The organism is Pseudomonas sp. XS1P51 (assembly GCF_054897845.1).
The window spans coordinates 441,068-459,242 of sequence record NZ_CM142707.1 but is presented as its reverse complement, the minus strand read 5'-3'; the positions used below and the strand labels follow the sequence as shown (position 1 = coordinate 459,242).

Sequence of the window (18,175 nt, the reverse complement as noted above, 5' to 3'; positions counted from 1 at the left end):
TTAATCATATTCAGCCTTATTTATCTCGTTTTCACAACCTATAAACTGAGCCCATCGAAACGCACATCAACGCAAATGAGGTCGCTATGAAAATTACAGTTTTGGGTACCGGCAACATGGGTTCGGCGTTCACAAAACAGCTGTCCAGCGCCGGCCATATCGTTCGTGTCACGGGCCGCGACATCGACAAGGCTAAAGTCCTGGCCGCTCAGTTTGACAATGTCGACGCCTATTCGGCGGCAGAGGCACTGGGTGATAGCGACGTCGTTGTTATTGCAACCGCCTACGAAGACGCCGCCAAAGCCTTGCAAAGCCTGGGCGACCTGACGGGCAAGGTGGTTATCGACATCACCAACCCACTAAGCGCCGACTACATGTCGCTGACCATCGGTCACGTGACAAGCGCCGGTGAAGAAATTGCCAAAGCAGTGCCTCAGGCCCATGTCGTTAAAGCGTTCAACACCCTGTTCGCTCAAGTGCTTGCCGACGGCCCAACATTCTCGGAAAACCAGCGTGGCAGTGTGTTCGTCGCCAGTGACAGTGAGCGCGCCAAGCAGACCGCGATTGCCCTGGCACACAGCCTGGGCTGGAAGACAGTGGACGCTGGTGGACTGATCAACGCCCGTTACCTGGAGCCATTGGCAGGCCTGAATATCTATCTCGGCTACGGCGCCGGCCTGGGCACCGCCATCGCACCGGTCTGGCTTAACAAGTAATCACTTCGGAGCACTTCACCATGAACACTTCGTTCCCCCTGTTGTTTGTGTCTCATGGTGCTCCAATGTTTGCCATCGAGCCCGGTCTGGCTGGTCAGCGGCTGGCTGAGCTCGGTCGCGAACTGCCGCGACCTGATGCCATCGTCATCCTTTCACCGCACTGGATGACTCGTGGCGAAGTCAGCGTTACGGCGAGCACCGCCCCTGAAACCATTCACGACTTCGGTGGATTTCCCGACGCCTTGTACCAGTTGCGCTACCCCGCACCGGGCGCTCCGGCCCTGGCCGCCCATATCGTGGATCTGCTGCAGAATGCGGGATGGAAGTCCCGGCTTGACGACCGTCGAGGACTGGACCACGGCGCCTGGGTGCCACTGCTGTATCTGGCCCCTGAGGCAGACATACCCGTCGTTCAGGTATCGATGCCTGCCGGCCTCGATACCCACCACGCCTGGAAACTGGGCCAAGCCCTCAAGCCACTGCGGGATATGAATGTGCTGATCGTGGCTTCCGGAAGCCTGACCCATAACTTGTATGAGTTTCGGGGGGCGGCCACCCATGGCGCCGACTACGTGAAAGCGTTTGCAGCCTGGACAGCCCAAACCCTGCAGGCGGGCAACACCGATTTCCTGCTGGACTATAAGCAGCACGCACCTTCAGCCGAACGTGCCCATCCGACGGATGAGCATTTTTTACCGCTGCTCATCGCCCTCGGTGCGGCCGGCGAACACTACGAGACTCGAGTTCTGGAAGGCGGCGTGAGCTACGGGGTACTGGCGATGGACAGCTATCTATTTTCCTCAAACAACCCTGTTGGATTCGACTCAATTCAACCTAGCCAAGGCGTTACAGATCATGCGTGACACCTCTTTTTCCGAAGCAGCTCGCGAGCCGCAAACGGGCCTGTTTTTCCGCAAGGGTTGCAGTACATCGGCGCCTAAGGGCCGGCTGCTTCTGCTGCATGGCGTCGGGTCAAATGAAGCGAATCTCGCGTCATTGGCCGCGTCCCTGCCCGAGGAGCTGGAAGTCATTCTGCTCCGCGGCCCGCTGCAGGTTGGCCCACAAGGCTTCGCCTGGTACCAGGTGAACTTCACCAGCAACGGCCCTTCATTCAATCAAGAACAGGCAGAGGCCGCCCGGCAACTGTTGCACCACTTTATCGAAGCGCTGCCCACGCTACCGACCGTGATCGCCGGCTTCAGCCAGGGCGGCATCATGAGCGCGAGCCTCGGGGTCACCGAGCCCGAGCTGGTTGCCGGATTTGCAATATTGAGCGGCCGGATGCTGCGCGAACTTGATCCTCGGATTGCTTCGGCCGATCGACTCCAGTCCATCAACGCTTTCATCGCCCATGGTCACCAGGACAACGTACTACCAGTGGCTTGGGCGAAAGAAGCGGACGAATGGCTGAGTCGAATCGGCGTCGCCCACGAAACGCATTTATACGACATGGCCCACGAGATCGTCGCTGAAGAACTGGCGGACTTCTCGCAATGGCTGACCAACACGCTGTCACTCTCCAAGTAAACAAAAAGGAGCTGCACCATGATCGACACACGTACCGCACCATACGCTGCCTTCGTTATGCGCCTGGCACTGGGCATTATGTTCATTGCCCACGGCCTGACCAAAGTCTTTGTCTTCACCCCGGCAGGCACTGCGGGCTTCTTTGAGTCCATCGGCTTCCCGGGCTTCCTGGCCTACCCGGTCATGGCCTTTGAAGTGATCGGTGGTTTGATGCTGGTGCTGGGAGTTTATTCGCGCTGGGTAGCCGCTCTGGCAGTGGTTCAGCTGTTCGTGGCCGCGACCGTCCACTTCGGCAATGGCTGGAGCTTCACCAACGCCAATGGCGGCTGGGAATACCCGATTTACCTGAGCGTCACCGCACTGGTAGTAGCCTTGCTGGGCGACGGCGTCTTTGCGGCAAAGGCCTCCAACAAAGCGTAAGTCACTGCGGACTCAAAAACTGCCGACGCTGCGGAGTTCTCCGGAGCATCGGCAGTTTGCGCTCGGGTCAACCGTACCGCCTCACGTCAGACGCGATGTCATAAAGCTTACAAAGGCCTTTATCTTGGGTAACGGATGACGACTCGATGGCCAGAGAATGCTGAAGGTACGGTGGTCGCGAACGTAGCGATCCAATACAGGCACCAATCGTCCGTCTGCAATGGCGTCCTCGACAAAAAAGTCAGGGAGGCACGCTATACCTTGTCCCGCCTCAGCCATTGCCAACAACGGTTCAATCGCGTTGGCGGTAGCCGACTGTCCCAGTTCAACACTGTCCTGTCCCTTTTTTGACACCAGAGGCCAAGGGTCGAGTTTACCGCTGGTGGGGTATCGGTAACGCAGGCATGAATGGCTGGACAGTTCCGATGGCCGTGATGGAACACCCCGGCTTGAAAGATAGTGTGGAGACGCGACCAGACGATGACTGTAGCCGTTGAGCTTGCGCATCATCAGGCGCGAGTCTTCAACCTCACCGATACGCATCACGGCATCAAAACCCTCCTCGATCACGTTAACCAACCGATCACTGAACTCCAGTTCCAACTCCACTTCGGGATACGCCTGCTGAAACGCAATCAAGTGAGGCATCAACCTCATGCCCAGTTGTGGCAAACCGAGGCGCAACTTCCCCTGGGGCTTGCCAGCAGCCTGGGTGAGCTCTCGCTTGGCAACCTCGTACTCCGCAAAAATTCGATGGCAGCGTTCCAGAAACAGGCTGCCTTCGGACGTCAGGGTAATGGCGCGCGTGGATCGGTGAAACAGCCGTACGCCAAGCTCTTCCTCCAGTCGCGCAACCGCCTTACCAACGGCCGATGAAGACACGCCGGTTCTGCGTCCAGCTTCGGTAAAGCTGCGCGTTTGCGCGGCATGAACGAACGCGCCGAGCGCCCCAAAATGATCCATGTCCACCTCAATCTATTTGAGCGTTTTATTCGCAAATGTTCGGAACTTCATCCTATTTTTCTTTCGCATCATACAACCTATAGTCACCGCCATTGTGACTTCACCCCGCTATATCGCACTGCGAAGTCACCGTCATCTGACTACACGAGAGCCCTCGAATGACTTCGATGTCTTCCACCTACAAACTTGCGCCGGAGTTCAAACAACACCCCGGCTACGCGCGCGTTTTCCAACCCGGCCATTTGACCTTCGGCTTTATCGCGCCGTTGGAAAGCTATCCTAATAGCCCAGGCCCGACTCTGCAGGATCACGCACAGCTGGCCCAGCGGGTTGACGAAGCGGGCTTTTCCGCGATTTGGCTACGGGACGTGCCGTTTTACGATCCGAACTTCGGTGACGTGGGGCAAATCCTTGATCCGCTGGTCTATGCCGGCTTCCTCGCTGCCGTGACCAAGCAGATTGCCATCGGCACCGCCGGCATCGTCCTCCCCTTGCGCGATCCGTTGATCGTTGCCAAGCAGGCCGCGAGCATCGATCAGTTGCTTGGGGGACGTTTTATTCTGGGCCTGGCCACGGGCGATCGGCCGGTGGAATACCCCGCCTTCGGACTCGACTTCGGCAACCGTGCCGAGCGGTTCCGTGACGCGCTGGCAATCATTCGCGCCACGACGGAAACACACTGGGCCGTGCACCCGTCGCGGTTTTATGGCCAGTTGAATGGAGAGATCGACCTGATTCCCAAACCGGTAGGCTCACGCATGCCGACCATTATCGTTGGCCAGGCCGGCCAGTCGCTGGAGTGGATTGGAGAAAATACGGACGGCATTCTTTCCTACATCTCCAATCCGGCCCTGATTCCGCAAATCATCGAACGTTGGCGTGCCGCCTGTGGCGCCAACGTCTACAAACCCTATGGCTACGGCACCCTGTTTGACCTGGACCGTGATCCAAACCATCCCGTCCAAGCGGGCCGCGTGCTGCGGGCCGGGCGAAATGCGCTGATTGAACATTGGAAACGCCAACAGGATCAGGGCGTCGGTCACGTTGCCCTGCACTTCAAACCTCAGCGACGCCACGCCTCGGATGTCATCGACGAGCTAGGCGAATACCTCTTGCCGCACTTTCCAAGTGCGTCGTTACCCATCGAACCAGTGCCAGCGCAGGCCTACTCATGAATCGTCCACTGCATCATATGGATTTCATTTTTCAGACAACCCTGGGGACCTATCCCTTGGCAGCGCAGTGCGAGATGCTCGCCGAACTCGGCTACCAGGGGCTGACGATGTCCGCCTGGAGCAAAGACCTGAAGTCGATCGCCCAGGTTAAACCCACCTGGGGCCTGGACGTGGGCGCGGTCTACCTGATCTATCGCAAGGGCCTGGAATCGTTTGTGACCAACATCTTCGAGACCATCGAGGGCTGCACCACAATCGAACTGGCCCTGCACTCCGGCGACGAAGTCACGAACTTTGACCGCCGAATGCTCGAGCGCCTGCTGCCGATCTGCGAGCGCCGAGGCCTGGAGATCAGCTTGTACCCGCACGCCCGCTATGGCATGCAGACGACCACCGAGGCGGTGGCGCTATGCAGAGAGTTCAACCATCCGCGTCTCAACATCGTGTTCAACGGATATCACTGGTACGCGACTGAGGAACATGCTCTGGAGCAGCGCCTTGACGCAGTTTGGCCATGGCTGAAACAAGTGAACATTGCCGGCACTCGGCGATCCCCCCTTGGATGGGGCGGCCTGGCCACCATCGAACCGCTTGATGAGGGTGAAATGGACAACTTCGTGCTGTTGGGCGCCCTGGAGCGTCGGGGCTTTGCCGGACGTTTTGGCGTCCTCGGCTGGGAAAGCATGGGCGGCGACGTCTACGGCAACTTGCGCCGCTCGGTCACTGCGTTCCGTTCCATGGAGCAACGGTTGACCGCCCACCCTGAATGGGCCGTCCTGACCGACTCGCCTCACTGAGCCAGGAGATAAATCATGGCTCATCGCATCCATGCACTCGATTCCTTCTTCTACTCGTCGATGGGCGTATACGCCTTTCAGACACAGTGCGAAATGTTGGCCGAGCTCGGCTACGACGGCATGACTGTCGCCGCCTGGGGTGGCACACCCCTGACCGACCTCAGCCTGCTGCCCAGCGTCTGGGAAAACCATGGTCTGCACATCGAGGGGCTTTACCTGGTGCTGCATGAGGGGCGCAACGATACCCTGATACGGCGCATCGTCGAAACCGTCGAGGGTGTAGAGCTTATCGAGCTGGCGATTCAGACCTCAGTTAATGGCAGCCAAGCCATTCTGCGGTTTATCGAGTCGCTGCTGCCCATTGCCGAACGGCGCGGATTACGGATCGCGCTGTATCCACATCTTCACCATGTCACCCAGACCACCGCGCAGGTGGTGCAGATTTGCGAGCACTTTGCTCACCCTCGCCTGGGGGCCTCGTTCAATGGCTATCACTGGTATGCCAGCCAGGAAGGCGAGTTGGAACAGCGCCTCGCTGCGATGAAACCCTGGCTCATGCAAGTGGTGACTTCCGGCAGCGCACTTTCGCAACTGGGTTGGGGCGGCGTGGCCACCATGGAGCCGATCGACCGCGGAGAGATGGACAACTTCGCTTTGATCGCCGCGCTGAACCGCGTCGGCTATACCGGCAGCATTGGCGTGCTCGGCTGGGATTACGGGGGGGACATTTACCTCAAGCTCCAGCGATGCCTGGCAACGTTACGCGATATTGAAAGACGCCTGGAACGTTATCCGCACTGGTCGGACTTCCCATTGAAGTAACGCATCGCTGCCTCACGAACCTAATTTGAAAAATGGAGCCTGTGATGACAGCCCTCTCTGTACTTGACCTCATGATGATCGGCGAAGAAAAAACCTTCGCCCACACGCTAGAAGACGCAGTCTCTCTGGCGCGAAACGTGGAAGCTCACGGCTACAAGCGCTACTGGATCGCCGAGCACCACGACCTGCCAGGGATCGCATCTTCGGCTACAACCCTGCTCATTCAGCATCTGGCTGCGGCAACGAGCACCCTGCGAGTGGGCTCTGGCGGCATCATGATCCCCAACCACTCACCTCTGTTGGTGGCGGAGCAGTTCGGGACATTGGACACCTTGTTTCCAGGCCGCATCGATTTAGGCATTGGCAGAGCACCTGGATCCGCTGGACCGGCTATCCGCGCCATACGCGGCGATGCCTCCGAGCGAGAGTTCACGCAAGACATCCAGCAATTGACGGACTATCTAGCGGACGATGGGAATCAGCCGGTTCGCGCGATCCCTGGAAAACATGACGTTCCACTATGGCTATTGGGTTCGAGCATGAACAGTGCTGATCTCGCCGCGAAACTGGGGCTGCCCTACGCATTCGCTTCACATTTCGCACCTCGATTTTTGATGGAAGCCATTACGCATTACCGCGCCACGTTCCGGCCGTCAGCAGTGCTGGAGAGTCCTTATGTCATCGCAGGCGCGAATGTTTTCGCTGCCTCGACTCGAGCCGAAGCCGACTACCTGGCGAGCTCACACCGTCAGTGGGTCAGCAACTTGTACTCGGGCAAAGCAGGCGCTCTGCCGCGTCCGGAAGAGGGCTTTATGGAACGGCTGTCCAACTATGATCGGCAGAATTTGGCTGAAGCCATGTCGTGCACCGCAATTGGCAACAAAGACGATGTAGGACGTTGGCTGCGCCAGTTCATCGCGACCACGGAGGTGGACGAGGTGATAATCGATGCGAGGATTTACGACCCTGACGCACGCTGCCGCTCCTATCAACTCGCCGCCGAATCCATTTCCGACCTGCTCGACTGATACCAACGGGAACGGTGTTGCTGCGGTCCCTCTTTCGCTGACCTCGGCACGAGGCCAGCGAACGCTATGAGCCCGAGGTATCCGATATGCTCGATACAGATCAAAAATCGACGTCCACCTCGCCCCACTTCGACGCGACCATGCGCGCGATCGCACACCCAGTGAGACGAAAAATCCTCGAGTGGCTCAAGGCGCCGACTCTGCATTTCCCCCCGCAACCATGCGGTTTTGAGTTCGGGGTGAGCGTTGGCCAGATCACGCAACGTTGCGGTCTGTCCCAATCGACAGTCTCCCAACACCTGGCCGTGCTCAAAGGGGTGGCATTGGTCGATGTACACAAAACCGGCCCGTTTCATTTCTTGAAGCGAAACGAGACGACTATTCAGCACCTCACTGGCTGCCTGAGTGATTTGCTGGAAAATAGACGCTTACCGGCCATCCACGAGGCGGAGTAGAAAGGCAGGGCAAACAGCGCCCTTTCACCATCGGTTGTTCATTAGAAACAAATTGATGGAAGTCCCCAAACAGAATGGTCGTGTTTGTTTCTTCGGCATACGAATATACTCCCCACCAGTACTTTAAATACTCCCACCCAGTACCGATGTACAATGGCCGCCACGCCTATAACTGGAGTCGTTCGATGCCACATTCGCCCGCTGAAAAAAAACGTGTATTGGGAAGAGTCAATCGGGTCAGAGGCCAGCTGGACGCGCTGCAGACCGCGCTTGAGCAGGGCGCTGAGTGCGGCCCTGTATTGCAGCAGATTGCTGCACTGCGCGGCGCGGTAAATGGCTTGATGGCCGGCGTTCTTGAAAGCCATCTCAGGGAGGAATTTTCAAATTTAACCGACACGTCCGAGACGCAGCGTTCCTCAATCGACGAAGTGGTTTCGTTGGTGCGTACCTACCTCAAGTAACAACCGGTACACCTACCGATCCCGACGATTTGCCTCGGTCAGACAAGCATTACTACTTGGAGAAAGACCTTTATGAAATCCCGTGCTGCAGTTGCATTTGAGCCAGGCAAGCCGCTTCAAATCGTCGAGATCGATGTTGCACCGCCACGCGCAGGCGAGGTGCTGATCAAGATCACCGACACCGGCGTGTGCCATACCGACGCGTTCACGTTATCGGGTGATGATCCTGAGGGTCTGTTCCCAGTGGTCTTGGGCCATGAAGGCGCCGGCATAGTGGTGGAAGTGGGTGAAGGGGTCACAAGCCTCAAGCCCGGTGACCATGTCATCCCCCTCTACACCGCTGAGTGCGGCGAATGCCTGTTTTGCAAATCCGGAAAGACCAATCTTTGCGTCGCCGTCCGTGAAACCCAGGGCAAAGGTGTGATGCCAGACGGCACCACCCGCTTTTCCTACAACGGCCAGCCGCTCTACCACTATATGGGGTGCTCCACGTTCAGCGAGTACACCGTGGTGGCTGAAGTCTCCGTCGCGAAGATCAATCCAGACGCAAATCACGAACATGTGTGCTTGCTCGGCTGTGGCGTCACCACCGGGATCGGCGCAGTGCATAACACCGCCAAGGTACAACCAGGGGACACCGTTGCGGTGTTCGGGCTCGGCGGTATCGGGCTTGCGGTGATTCAAGGCGCGCGCCAGGCCAAGGCAGGACGCATCATTGCCGTGGATACCAACCCTGGAAAATTCGAACTCGCCAAGTCTTTTGGTGCCACTGATTGCATCAACCCGAAAGATCATGAAAAGCCAATTCAGCAGGTGATCATTGACGCGACAGGCTGGGGCGTCGACCACTCATTCGAATGCATCGGTAACGTGAACGTCATGCGTGCAGCGCTGGAAAGTGCACACCGTGGTTGGGGACAGTCGATCGTCATTGGCGTGGCTGGGGCGGGTCAGGAAATTTCTACACGCCCTTTCCAACTCGTAACGGGTCGTACCTGGAAAGGCTCCGCCTTCGGTGGTGTAAAAGGCCGCACCCAACTGCCGAAGATGGTTGAGGACGCGATGAAGGGCGAGATTGAGCTGGCGCCTTTTGTGACGCACACCATGCCACTGGAACGCATCAATGAAGCGTTCGACCTGATGCATGCAGGCAAGTCGATCCGTACCGTCATCAAGTACTGATGCAAGCCCCTGGCGTCAGTCCGAGTTCCCTACCGATCTGGAGATACACAGTGAGCAACATAAAACTTCATCCATCACTGGATAACGGTCTATCCCCTGCTGCCTCGAACTTCACCGGCGGTACACTGCAGTGCCTGTGCCCGGCCAATAAGGTTGAGATCACCATCGATGCTCAGACGTTGCACAACCACGCCTGTGGCTGCAGCAAATGCTGGAAACCGGCAGGTGCGACATTCGCTGTTATTGCGGTCGTCCCACGGGAAAAAGTCAGCGTCACCGCGCACGCGGATAAACTCGCCATTGTGGACGAGCACGCGGCCATTCAGCGCCATGCTTGCACCGAGTGCGGCGCGCATTTGTACGGGCGTATCGAGAACAAGGATCACGCGTTCTACGGGTTGGACTTCGTACACACTGAACTTTCACCCCTGGCCGGATGGTCTGCTCCAGGGTTCGCTGCTTTCGTTTCATCGATAATCGAAACAGGGACGCCACCTCAAGAGATGAAGGCAATCCGTGCACGTCTTCGTTCAATCGGCCTTGAACCCTATGACTGCCTGTCCCCTGACTTGATGGATGTGCTGGCTACGCAAGTCGCCAAGTTGAGGGGCATCGTTCAGCCCAAATAATACTGATAACTGTCAGGCCTCACCTCAGCACCAGGCGCCGTCAATCAATTTGAACGATTGACGGCGCCTGACCGATTGAGCGCTATTGGCTCCCGATTAACCGGTTCCCAATCAATACACTAGTGCAGAGATTTTTTCTTTTTAAACGCATGCAACAGTGCGTCAGCCGCCACGATCGCGTCATACACCAAGTCAGGCGTCACCGTAAAAGGCATGTTGTGAATCGTGTCGTTTTTGTCGCATGCCAGTTCGGCGACCTTTCTCCACTCCGCTTCCTTAAAGCTTTTGAGCCCTAAATCCTCAAGCGTCAACGGGAGACCGACGGCGATCGCAATATCAACAACCTCTTCAATCTCCTCCATCGGTGCGGCCTCCATCACTAATTGAGTGAACAAGCCGAAAACCACCTTTTCACCATGCTGTGCTCCGTGTAGATCATGCACGATGGTCATTCCGTTATGGATCGCATGCGCCGCAGCACAACCACCCGATTCAGCTCCGACAGCTGACATATAAATGGTGGCTTCAATGGCGTTCTCCAATGCAGCAGTGATGACTTTCTTCTCCACCGCAAAAGCCGCCTGCGCTGAATACTTCTTGATGGTTGCATAGCACGTTTGGGCAATAGCAAAACCAATCAACGTAGGCTTGAGCATTTTTCCGTCATTGCCCAGGATCAGGTTGTCACGTTGCGCAGCAAAGCATGCTCTCGCCTCAAAATAAGTTGCCAGACCATCACCCACACCGGCCGCAAAAAACCTGGGCGGTTGTTCCGCCAAAATGCGCGTATCCGCTAAAACAACGTCCGGATTCTTTGATAAAAACAGGTAGCGATTAAACGTATCGTCGTCATTGTAAATCACTGAAATCGCGGTACAGGGCGCATCCGTCGAAGCCAATGTGGGCAGAATCAATACGGGCTTTTCCAGGAAATGTGCTGCTGCCTTGGCGGTATCCAATGTTTTTCCGCCACCAATACCAACAATATAGTCAGCCTCACGCGCGGCTTGGACATGCTTGTTGATTTCGCTGTCGGAACACTGCCCACCGAACACGGCCAACTCAGCACACTGTTCATGCTTGAATCCTGGCATCGCTTTTTCATGAACCCGGCCCACAATAAATTGATCGCAGATCAGATAGGCATTGGCCCCATAGGCTTTACCATGCATCGATAAATCAACCAGCGCATCAGCCTGAACCAGAAACTTGGCCGGCGATGCAATGCCTTTAGTAATAGTCATCTCAACCCCTCACTCACGTCGCATGCGCGAAAACGCTCAACACGCATAAACTTGAACGTTCTCCAGCGCTGATGACGAATCAGTTAAATACCATCCCGCCATCAATAATGACCGCCTGACCTGTCATGTAGTCAGAGTCAGGACCGGACAAGAACGAAACGCAGGCTGCCACATCCTCAGGCTGGGAAAGCCGCTTCAAGGTGATGTGTTGTGCAAATTGTTCCATCCCCCATTCAATACTCTGGTTGGCATTGTCCGCTACATCCTGGGCAACCTTGCGCATCATGGGAGTGTTCACAATGCCTGGGCAATATGCGTTCACCGTAATACCGAGATGGGCCAACTCACGGGCCGCTGTTTGCGTAATGCCCCGCACTGCGAACTTGGTCCCCCCATAAACAGCCAGGTCGGGGTTGCCGATATGACCTGCCTGAGAGGAAGCACTGATGATTTTCCCGCCATGCCCCAGCGCTTTAAACGCCTTTACCGCGGCCTGTATGCCCCAGAGAACACCACCTACGTTGATATCGAACGTTCTCCTGTAGATCTCTGGCGTAATCGCTTCAATGGGAGCAATAGGCGCGATACCCGCATTATTAATGACCACATGTAGATCACCCAAGCCATCCACCGCTGCCTGCACGGCCTTGAAAACATCCTCGCGATCGGCCACATCAACCTTTATGGCCAGAGCTTTACCTCCCTCTTTTTTGATTCTTTCAGCCACGTGACTGGCTGTATCAATGTTCATATCAGCACAGGCTACGGCAAAGCCATCTGCCGCCAATCGCAACGCGATGGCCTCACCGATCCCTTGACCTGCACCGGTTACAAAAGCGACTTTTCCTAAAGATTTGCTCATTTCAGTTTTCCTTCTCACTCGTGACGGAGAATTAGATAGCGACTACTGACTGCTCACGTACGTGCCTACGCTCAAAAACTCGCCTGAAGTTTCAGACCGGCAACCCACGCGTTGTCCACCTCGTAGACACCGCCTGGATTACGCACGTACTGCACGTTCGGGCGTACGGTCAGCCAGTCGGTAACGTGTACGCCGTAGTTGAGTTCGATGTTGTATTCACTGTGCTGCACAGGGACATAGAGCGGGTCGTCGTAGTCGGTGATGCCCGTACTGTCATTGATCAGGCGCTGCCGTTTGGTCACGTCGTCGTTGACCTTCAGGCGCGCGACACCCAGCCCGATGTCATCCTTGGGCCGGGCATCAAAAGGGCCTTTGTAGACTGCACCAATGTTCTGGAAACTCTCGATGCCGCTGGTAGCCTTGTCATGAACGGTCAGGCTGGCAAAGACGCTCAGGCCGCGCGAGGCATTGCCGTGATGAGTGGTCAATTGCTGCTGGCCCATGATCCACGCACCATGCTTGCTGCTGCGTGATTTGGGGGCTTGGCCAGTCAGCGCCTGCGGAGCACCGTTGACATCGTCATATACGTCATTGGCGCTGGCACTGCTGTGGTAGTAACCCAGACGGTATTCACCCGGTAACGCTTCCTTGCCCAATGTTGGCTTCCAGACAACCTCCACCGGCACCAGCGCACCTTTAGTACCACTGCCGCTGAGTTTAAAGCCATTGCCGGTGCTGAGATTCGACGGGTTCTGCTCGTACACCCCGACCTGCAGCGCCCACTGCTCGTCGAGGTTGTAGCGAACGCGCAAGCCCCACTGGCTGACGGGGCCGCTGTACCAGACATCCCCGGCCACGTTGCCGATGGGCGCACTGCAGAACGACAGGCTCTGGAAGTCGCACGGGAAACTGGCAAAGTCTTCATTGACACCCAGGCGACCCAGTTTGAGATCCAGGGCGCTGTCGAAAAACTTCTGGCGATACCACATCTGGGTCAGGCGCCAGGTTTGCCCCCTGCCCCACACTTCCTGCACCGAGCTGAGCTGCGGGGCGCGCGGGTCAGAGATGCGTTCGTTGGAAAGGTTATTGCCATTGCGCTCCGTTACCAGCAGCTGAAACTCGGCGTCGTCCCAGCCCAGCAGCTTCTGCAGGTCCAGGTGTGTGCCGAGCGCCCACTGCGCGGTATAGCGTGCGGTACGATCATGGTTGTAGCCACCGTGGACATTGGTGGCTGCTTCGCCGACGTAACCGACGATCACGTCAACGCCCTGCTCCAGCAGTTCGCTGCGTACCCCTCCCCAATCACCCGTTCCCCATTGCGATGAAGGGTCAGCGGCGGATGCAGGTACGGCGATGCACGACAGGAGCCCAAGCCCCAGCGGCAGTTTCCAAGCGATGTTCATGTCGATTTTTCCTATTGTTTTTATGTTTTACGACACAGCGTTAACCGGACCGCAGGGCAATGCCCTGACGGCCATGAAGCAAGCGATCAATTGAAAAGTGGACAGTGATGGATCAGCTCAGATGCCGGCCAGACACAGGTATTTGATCTCGAGGTAATCCTCAAGCCCGTACTTGGACCCTTCACGGCCGACACCCGACGCCTTGACCCCACCAAACGGCGCGGCCTCGGAACTGATGATGCCGGTGTTGACCCCGACGATGCCGTACTCCAGAGCCTCCCCCACTCGAAACACGCGACTCAGGTTGGCGGTATAGAAATACGCCGCCAGGCCGAACTCGGTGTCGTTGGCTTTGGCGATGACTTCGGCGTCATCAAAGAAGCGGAACACCGGCGCCAGGGGGCCGAAGGTTTCTTCCTTGGCGACCCGGGCGTTGTCAGGAACGTCCACCAGGATGGTGGGTTCGAAGAAATTCTCACCCTGGGCATGCGCGCCACCCCCCTGAACAACCTTGGCGCCCTTGGCCAGCGCATCCTCGATATGCTCGCGCACCTTGGCAACGGCCTTACCGTCGATCAGCGGCCCGAGGGTGACGCCGTCGGTAAAGCCATCGCCCACCTTCAGGGCTCCGACCGCCGAAGCCAGTTTGTCGACGAACGCGTCGTACACCTTGTCGTGCACGTACAGCCGGTTGGCGCACACGCAAGTCTGCCCGGCGTTACGGAATTTTGAGGCCAGCGCGCCGTCCACGGCGGCATCGAGATCGGCATCCTCGAAGACGATAAACGGCGCGTTGCCACCCAGTTCCAGGGAGACCTTTTTGATGTCGTGGGCGCATTTCTCCATGATCTGGCGCCCGATCTCGGTGGACCCGGTAAAGGAAATCTTGCGCACCGCCGGGTTGCTAGTCAGCTCTTCGGCAATCTCCGCCGCCGCGCCCGTGACCACCGACAACACGCCCTTGGGAATGCCCGCCTGCTCGGCCAAATAGACCAATGCCAGTGCCGAGAACGGCGTCTGCGAGGCCGGTTTTATCACCATGGTGCAGCCGGCAGCCAAGGCCGGGCCGGCTTTGCGGGTGATCATTGCACTGGGGAAGTTCCAGGGCGTAATAGCGGCACAAACACCCACCGGTTGTTTGATCACCAACAGGCGCTTGTCCGTCGCGCCGGGGATCAGATCCCCGTAGACACGCTTGGCCTCCTCCGCGTACCACTCGATGTACGACGCACCAAAAACAATTTCGCCCAACGCCTCGGGCAGAGGCTTGCCCTGTTCCAGGGTCATGAGGTGGGCCAGGTCGTGCTGGTTCTCGATGATCAGGTCGTACCAGCGGCGCAAAGCATTGGCGCGGGCCTTGGCGGAGAGCTCACGCCAGCTGGGCAGCGCACGCTCGGCGGCTTCGATGGCGCGGCGTGTTTCCGCTTGCCCCATGCGCGGAACCTGGCCGATGGTCACTCCGGTCGACGGGTTGACCACGGTGATCGTGGCTTCGTTGTCGGCAGCCAGCCACTCACCGTCGATATAGGCTTGATGACGCAACAGTTGAGGGTTGTTCAAAGTCATTGCAGGTTCTCCGTTACGCGGCGCGGTTGCGCGCCGTCAACACTCACGGCCTTGAACTTGAAGCCCCGGTAGTCGTCGTTCTTGACCGCTGCCAGCTGTTCGCTGAACGCGCCCAGGCCGCCCATGTAGAAATACACCTTGTTGCTTTTGCCCGGGATGTTGGCGCCGAAGATCCACGAGTCGGTCTTGGCGAACAACGTCTGATCGGCGATTTCCTGGCAGGTCACGCCCCATTCGTGCTCGCTTTGCGCCGACGGCTCCACGCAAGCCAGCTCGTTCTGCTCCATAAAGTCGATCAGCTCGGACACCCACTCCACTTCGGTTTCAATGGTCGGTGGAAGATTGGTAAAGGGACCGTTGGGCCCCAGGATCATGAACATATTGGGAAACTTGGCGGTGGCGACCGACAGGTAGCTCGACGGGCCGTCAGCCCAGTGATCCTTCATCGAGACGTTGTCGCGCCCGCGAATATCGATACGCTTGTAGTTGCCGTCCACGGCATCGAAACCGGTGGCGAACACCAGTACATCCAGCTCGTGTTCGACCCCGTCCGCCGTGCGAATGCCCTTGGCGGTGATTTCTTCAATCGGGTTGGCCTTGACGTCCACCAGCGACACATTGGGGCGATTGAAGGTGGCGTAGTAGCCGCTGTCGCACAACGGTCGCTTGGCGTAGAGATCGCGGGGCATCAACTTGCGTGCGGTTTCCGGGTCCTTGACGATTTCAGCGATTTTCTCGCGGACGAAGTTCTGGGCCTCGACGTTGGCTTCTTCGCTGGTGGCAATATCGTTGAAGGTCTGGAACATGTAGCGGAAACCGCCACCTCCTTCCCAGGCGCGCTGGAAGATGGCTTTTCGTTCGGCAGCGTCCACGCTCATGGTGGGGACGTCGCTCTCCGGGAAGCCGAACGCTAGCCGCGAGGAACGCACTTCCTTCCAGATGGCATCATAGTTGCGCTTGATGTCGTCGACGTATTCGCGACTGACCGGGCCGTTGCCCACCGGCACGGTGTACTGCGCTGAACGCTGGAACACCGTGAGGTGGCCGACGGTCGGCGCGATCGCGGTGATGACTTGGCAGCCCGTGGACCCGGTACCTATCACTCCCACCCGCTTGCCTTCGAGCACGGCATCGGCCGGCCAGTTGGCGGTGTGGTACATGTGCCCCTTGAATTGGTCCAAGCCGTTGATCTTCGGAACATTCGTCGCGGACAGCAGGCCCAGCGCAGTCACCAGGTACTTGGCGCTGTATTGATGGCCGTCATCAGCCGTCACCAGCCAGCGGCCGCTCTGCTCGTCGAACACCGCTGCGGTGATGCCGGTTTCCAACTGGATATCACGACGCAAGTCGTGTCGATCTACCGCATGGTTAAGGTAGGACAGAATCTGCGGCTGGGTCAGGTAGCGCGTGGTGATATCCCACTCCTGGCACAGATCGCGGTCCCAGGAGAAGCAGTAGACGAATGATTCACTGTCGGATAACGCACCGGGATATCGGTTCCAGAACCAAGTGCCGCCAATTCCGCCGGCCTTGTCGAAGGCGCGAACTTTCAAACCCAGTTCATCGCGCAACTTCTTGAGCATGTAAATGCCGCCGAAACCTGCGCCAATCACAATGGCGTCGTAGTTGATAACGTCGGTGCCAACGGAACGTTTGGCCAGAACTGTAGTTGTCATTATGTTCTCCTGTTTCGATCAATGCGCCTGCAGGCACAACTCGCTTCAGTGCGTGATGCAAAGCTGCAGGCAAGCCGTATCCGCCCCCTGAGCCAAGCGTTCAGGGGATGTAATCTTCAACGTGTGCTAGCGGGCCAAGGCAGGCCCATGGGGACAACTAAAGCGAGAAGCCGCCGTCTACAGCGATAGCCTGGCCGGTGACATGGGGGGCGCAGGCCAGGTAAACCGCAAGTTGACCCATGTCTTCCACGGTTTGCGCTTCACCCTGAGGCAGCAGGCTGGACTGATGCCGCTCCCAGGACTGCACTTCGGATTCCCCAGGCTGGGCCCAGCGCGCGGAAAGCCCCTCGTCACCGCGCCACATGCCTGTGCCGACCACGCCCGGGCAGAGGGCGTTGACAGTGATGCCCTCGCGGGCTACCTCCTTGGCGAAGGCGTTGGTAAAACCGATTACAGCGAACTTGGAGGCGCTGTAGTGGGATAGATCCGGGAAACCGACTTTGCCGGCAATAGAGGCCAGGTTAATGATTCGGCCGAAGTGATGCTCCCGCATCAGCTTGAGTTCAGCCTGACAGCACAGGAAAACGCCGCGCGCGTTGATATTCATGATGCGGTCCCATTCGCTAACCGCAAGCTCATCGACCCGGCCGAGACTCACCACGCCGGCATTGTTGACGGCTACGTCAAGACGGCCAAAGGTCTGCCGCACTTGATCGATCATGCTTGCGACACTCTCTGCCTGGCTGACATCTACCTGCAGGGCGACAGCACGACGACCGAGGGCACGCACATTGGCCGCCGCTTCCTCAGCGATATTCAAGTCGTAGTCGGCGAGTACTACGTCAGCGCCCGCCTGGGCCAGGCTCAGCGCAATACCTTGGCCAATACCACGACCGGCGCCGGTGATTAGGGCAACTTTGCCTTCCAGGGAGAAATTGACAGCTTTGAATTGGCTCATGGGGTGCCTCTGTTCATTCTTCTTGTTGAAATACAGCCGTCTCATGCGGCCCGCTGAGGCAGACAGAGCAAGTCGAATGCCAAGATCGGCAAACCGGGCTGAGAAGCCCTGAACAGAGAGGTTAAGCGATTAAATCAAGGTATGAGAAAGGCGGCTAATCCAAGACATAATGGCTCTCCTTCCTCACGTCCCCCTGCGAATACTGAGATGTTATGTCTCACCGGGACCGGCTGACCGATTCAGCTTGAAGGGGACGGCCATCGCGCCTTTAATGAGCCTCACAGAAAAATA

19 protein-coding genes are annotated in these 18,175 nt (G+C 57.6%); 12 read left to right on the top strand and 7 right to left on the bottom strand.

Going from position 1 to position 18,175, the window contains the following annotated elements; genetic code table 11:
* Nucleotides 1–86 precede the first annotated feature (86 nt).
* Genes ACYZUD_RS02230 through ACYZUD_RS02215 form a run of 4 tightly spaced genes read left to right on the top strand, consistent with a single transcriptional unit; the run spans nt 87 to nt 2,663 of the window.
* On the top strand, nt 87–716 hold the full coding sequence (locus ACYZUD_RS02230; protein WP_462022395.1) for an NADPH-dependent F420 reductase: 630 nt from the start codon (nt 87–89) through the stop codon (nt 714–716).
* Between the two features lie 20 nt (nt 717–736).
* A complete protein-coding gene (locus tag ACYZUD_RS02225) occupies nt 737–1,579 on the top strand; it encodes a DODA-type extradiol aromatic ring-opening family dioxygenase (protein WP_462022394.1) in 843 nt (280 codons plus the stop codon).
* A complete protein-coding gene (locus ACYZUD_RS02220; protein WP_462022393.1) occupies nt 1,572–2,243 on the top strand; it encodes an alpha/beta hydrolase in 672 nt (223 codons plus the stop codon). Before ACYZUD_RS02225 ends, ACYZUD_RS02220 begins: the two co-directional genes overlap by 8 nt.
* Nucleotides 2,244–2,261: 18 nt before the next feature.
* Complete coding sequence (locus tag ACYZUD_RS02215) at nt 2,262–2,663, top strand: DoxX family protein (RefSeq protein WP_134101522.1); 402 nt, start codon at nt 2,262–2,264, stop codon at nt 2,661–2,663.
* Between the two features lie 81 nt (nt 2,664–2,744).
* Here the strand turns inward: ACYZUD_RS02215 and ACYZUD_RS02210 are convergent, their stop codons facing one another.
* Nucleotides 2,745–3,626, bottom strand: a complete 882-nt coding sequence (locus tag ACYZUD_RS02210; RefSeq protein WP_462022392.1) for a LysR family transcriptional regulator — start codon at nt 3,624–3,626, stop codon at nt 2,745–2,747.
* Between the two features lie 158 nt (nt 3,627–3,784).
* Here ACYZUD_RS02210 and ACYZUD_RS02205 point away from each other — a divergent pair, with 158 nt between their 5' ends.
* The 8 genes from ACYZUD_RS02205 to gfa all read left to right on the top strand — a co-directional run bounded on the left by ACYZUD_RS02205 (nt 3,785) and on the right by gfa (nt 10,175).
* A complete protein-coding gene (locus tag ACYZUD_RS02205) occupies nt 3,785–4,801 on the top strand; it encodes an LLM class oxidoreductase (protein ID WP_462022391.1) in 1,017 nt (338 codons plus the stop codon).
* A complete protein-coding gene (locus ACYZUD_RS02200; protein WP_462022390.1) occupies nt 4,798–5,598 on the top strand; it encodes a sugar phosphate isomerase/epimerase family protein in 801 nt (266 codons plus the stop codon). Before ACYZUD_RS02205 ends, ACYZUD_RS02200 begins: the two co-directional genes overlap by 4 nt.
* Nucleotides 5,599–5,613: 15 nt before the next feature.
* Nucleotides 5,614–6,420 (top strand): sugar phosphate isomerase/epimerase family protein, encoded by an 807-nt coding sequence (locus tag ACYZUD_RS02195; RefSeq protein WP_462022389.1) that lies wholly within the window; start codon nt 5,614–5,616, stop codon nt 6,418–6,420.
* Nucleotides 6,421–6,464: 44 nt separating this feature from the next.
* The gene (locus ACYZUD_RS02190) at nt 6,465–7,448 is read left to right on the top strand and encodes an LLM class flavin-dependent oxidoreductase (protein ID WP_462022388.1); all 984 of its coding nucleotides are present in this window, start codon (nt 6,465–6,467) and stop codon (nt 7,446–7,448) included.
* Nucleotides 7,449–7,534: 86 nt separating this feature from the next.
* A complete protein-coding gene (locus ACYZUD_RS02185) occupies nt 7,535–7,903 on the top strand; it encodes an ArsR/SmtB family transcription factor (RefSeq protein ID WP_462022387.1) in 369 nt (122 codons plus the stop codon).
* A gap of 185 nt (nt 7,904–8,088) precedes the next feature.
* The gene (frmR, locus tag ACYZUD_RS02180; protein WP_323570261.1) at nt 8,089–8,364 is read left to right on the top strand and encodes a formaldehyde-responsive transcriptional repressor FrmR; all 276 of its coding nucleotides are present in this window, start codon (nt 8,089–8,091) and stop codon (nt 8,362–8,364) included.
* A 72-nt stretch (nt 8,365–8,436) separates the two neighbouring features.
* The gene (locus tag ACYZUD_RS02175) at nt 8,437–9,546 is read left to right on the top strand and encodes an S-(hydroxymethyl)glutathione dehydrogenase/class III alcohol dehydrogenase (RefSeq protein WP_201021280.1); all 1,110 of its coding nucleotides are present in this window, start codon (nt 8,437–8,439) and stop codon (nt 9,544–9,546) included.
* A gap of 50 nt (nt 9,547–9,596) precedes the next feature.
* On the top strand, nt 9,597–10,175 hold the full coding sequence (gene gfa / locus ACYZUD_RS02170; RefSeq protein ID WP_462022386.1) for an S-(hydroxymethyl)glutathione synthase: 579 nt from the start codon (nt 9,597–9,599) through the stop codon (nt 10,173–10,175).
* A 119-nt stretch (nt 10,176–10,294) separates the two neighbouring features.
* Here gfa and ACYZUD_RS02165 read toward each other — a convergent pair whose 3' ends face one another.
* The 6 genes from ACYZUD_RS02165 to ACYZUD_RS02140 all read right to left on the bottom strand — a co-directional run bounded on the left by ACYZUD_RS02165 (nt 10,295) and on the right by ACYZUD_RS02140 (nt 17,884).
* Nucleotides 10,295–11,419 carry a glycerol dehydrogenase gene (locus ACYZUD_RS02165; RefSeq protein ID WP_462022385.1) on the bottom strand — a complete coding sequence of 375 codons (1,125 nt, stop codon included), beginning with the start codon at nt 11,417–11,419 and terminating at the stop codon, nt 10,295–10,297.
* Between the two features lie 79 nt (nt 11,420–11,498).
* Nucleotides 11,499–12,281, bottom strand: a complete 783-nt coding sequence (locus ACYZUD_RS02160; RefSeq protein ID WP_134101500.1) for a (S)-acetoin forming diacetyl reductase — start codon at nt 12,279–12,281, stop codon at nt 11,499–11,501.
* 71 nt (nt 12,282–12,352) lie between these two features.
* Nucleotides 12,353–13,684 (bottom strand): carbohydrate porin, encoded by a 1,332-nt coding sequence (locus ACYZUD_RS02155; RefSeq protein WP_462022384.1) that lies wholly within the window; start codon nt 13,682–13,684, stop codon nt 12,353–12,355.
* A 117-nt stretch (nt 13,685–13,801) separates the two neighbouring features.
* A complete protein-coding gene (gene gabD, locus ACYZUD_RS02150; protein WP_462022383.1) occupies nt 13,802–15,250 on the bottom strand; it encodes an NADP-dependent succinate-semialdehyde dehydrogenase in 1,449 nt (482 codons plus the stop codon).
* A complete protein-coding gene (locus tag ACYZUD_RS02145) occupies nt 15,247–16,926 on the bottom strand; it encodes a flavin-containing monooxygenase (RefSeq protein ID WP_462022382.1) in 1,680 nt (559 codons plus the stop codon). The genes gabD and ACYZUD_RS02145 overlap by 4 nt, the downstream gene beginning before the upstream one ends.
* A 157-nt stretch (nt 16,927–17,083) precedes the next feature.
* A complete protein-coding gene (locus ACYZUD_RS02140) occupies nt 17,084–17,884 on the bottom strand; it encodes an SDR family NAD(P)-dependent oxidoreductase (protein WP_462022381.1) in 801 nt (266 codons plus the stop codon).
* Between the last annotated feature and the right edge of the window lie 291 nt (nt 17,885–18,175).

Bases quoted from the DNA above. Each gene is read 5' to 3' on its own strand.
- ACYZUD_RS02225 (WP_462022394.1), top strand. From the start codon at position 737: ATGAACACTTCGTTCCCCCTGTTGTTTGTGTCTCATGGTGCTCCAATG.
- ACYZUD_RS02140 (WP_462022381.1), bottom strand. From the start codon at position 17,884: ATGAGCCAATTCAAAGCTGTCAATTTCTCCCTGGAAGGCAAAGTTGCC.
- ACYZUD_RS02155 (WP_462022384.1), bottom strand. From the start codon at position 13,684: ATGAACATCGCTTGGAAACTGCCGCTGGGGCTTGGGCTCCTGTCGTGC.
- ACYZUD_RS02190 (WP_462022388.1), top strand. From the start codon at position 6,465: ATGACAGCCCTCTCTGTACTTGACCTCATGATGATCGGCGAAGAAAAA.
- ACYZUD_RS02210 (WP_462022392.1), bottom strand. From the start codon at position 3,626: ATGGATCATTTTGGGGCGCTCGGCGCGTTCGTTCATGCCGCGCAAACG.
- ACYZUD_RS02205 (WP_462022391.1), top strand. From the start codon at position 3,785: ATGACTTCGATGTCTTCCACCTACAAACTTGCGCCGGAGTTCAAACAA.
- ACYZUD_RS02195 (WP_462022389.1), top strand. From the start codon at position 5,614: ATGGCTCATCGCATCCATGCACTCGATTCCTTCTTCTACTCGTCGATG.
- ACYZUD_RS02175 (WP_201021280.1), top strand. From the start codon at position 8,437: ATGAAATCCCGTGCTGCAGTTGCATTTGAGCCAGGCAAGCCGCTTCAA.
- ACYZUD_RS02200 (WP_462022390.1), top strand. From the start codon at position 4,798: ATGAATCGTCCACTGCATCATATGGATTTCATTTTTCAGACAACCCTG.
- frmR (WP_323570261.1), top strand. From the start codon at position 8,089: ATGCCACATTCGCCCGCTGAAAAAAAACGTGTATTGGGAAGAGTCAAT.
- ACYZUD_RS02185 (WP_462022387.1), top strand. From the start codon at position 7,535: ATGCTCGATACAGATCAAAAATCGACGTCCACCTCGCCCCACTTCGAC.
- ACYZUD_RS02215 (WP_134101522.1), top strand. From the start codon at position 2,262: ATGATCGACACACGTACCGCACCATACGCTGCCTTCGTTATGCGCCTG.
- ACYZUD_RS02165 (WP_462022385.1), bottom strand. From the start codon at position 11,419: ATGACTATTACTAAAGGCATTGCATCGCCGGCCAAGTTTCTGGTTCAG.
- ACYZUD_RS02160 (WP_134101500.1), bottom strand. From the start codon at position 12,281: ATGAGCAAATCTTTAGGAAAAGTCGCTTTTGTAACCGGTGCAGGTCAA.
- ACYZUD_RS02145 (WP_462022382.1), bottom strand. From the start codon at position 16,926: ATGACAACTACAGTTCTGGCCAAACGTTCCGTTGGCACCGACGTTATC.
- ACYZUD_RS02230 (WP_462022395.1), top strand. From the start codon at position 87: ATGAAAATTACAGTTTTGGGTACCGGCAACATGGGTTCGGCGTTCACA.
- ACYZUD_RS02220 (WP_462022393.1), top strand. From the start codon at position 1,572: ATGCGTGACACCTCTTTTTCCGAAGCAGCTCGCGAGCCGCAAACGGGC.
- gabD (WP_462022383.1), bottom strand. From the start codon at position 15,250: ATGACTTTGAACAACCCTCAACTGTTGCGTCATCAAGCCTATATCGAC.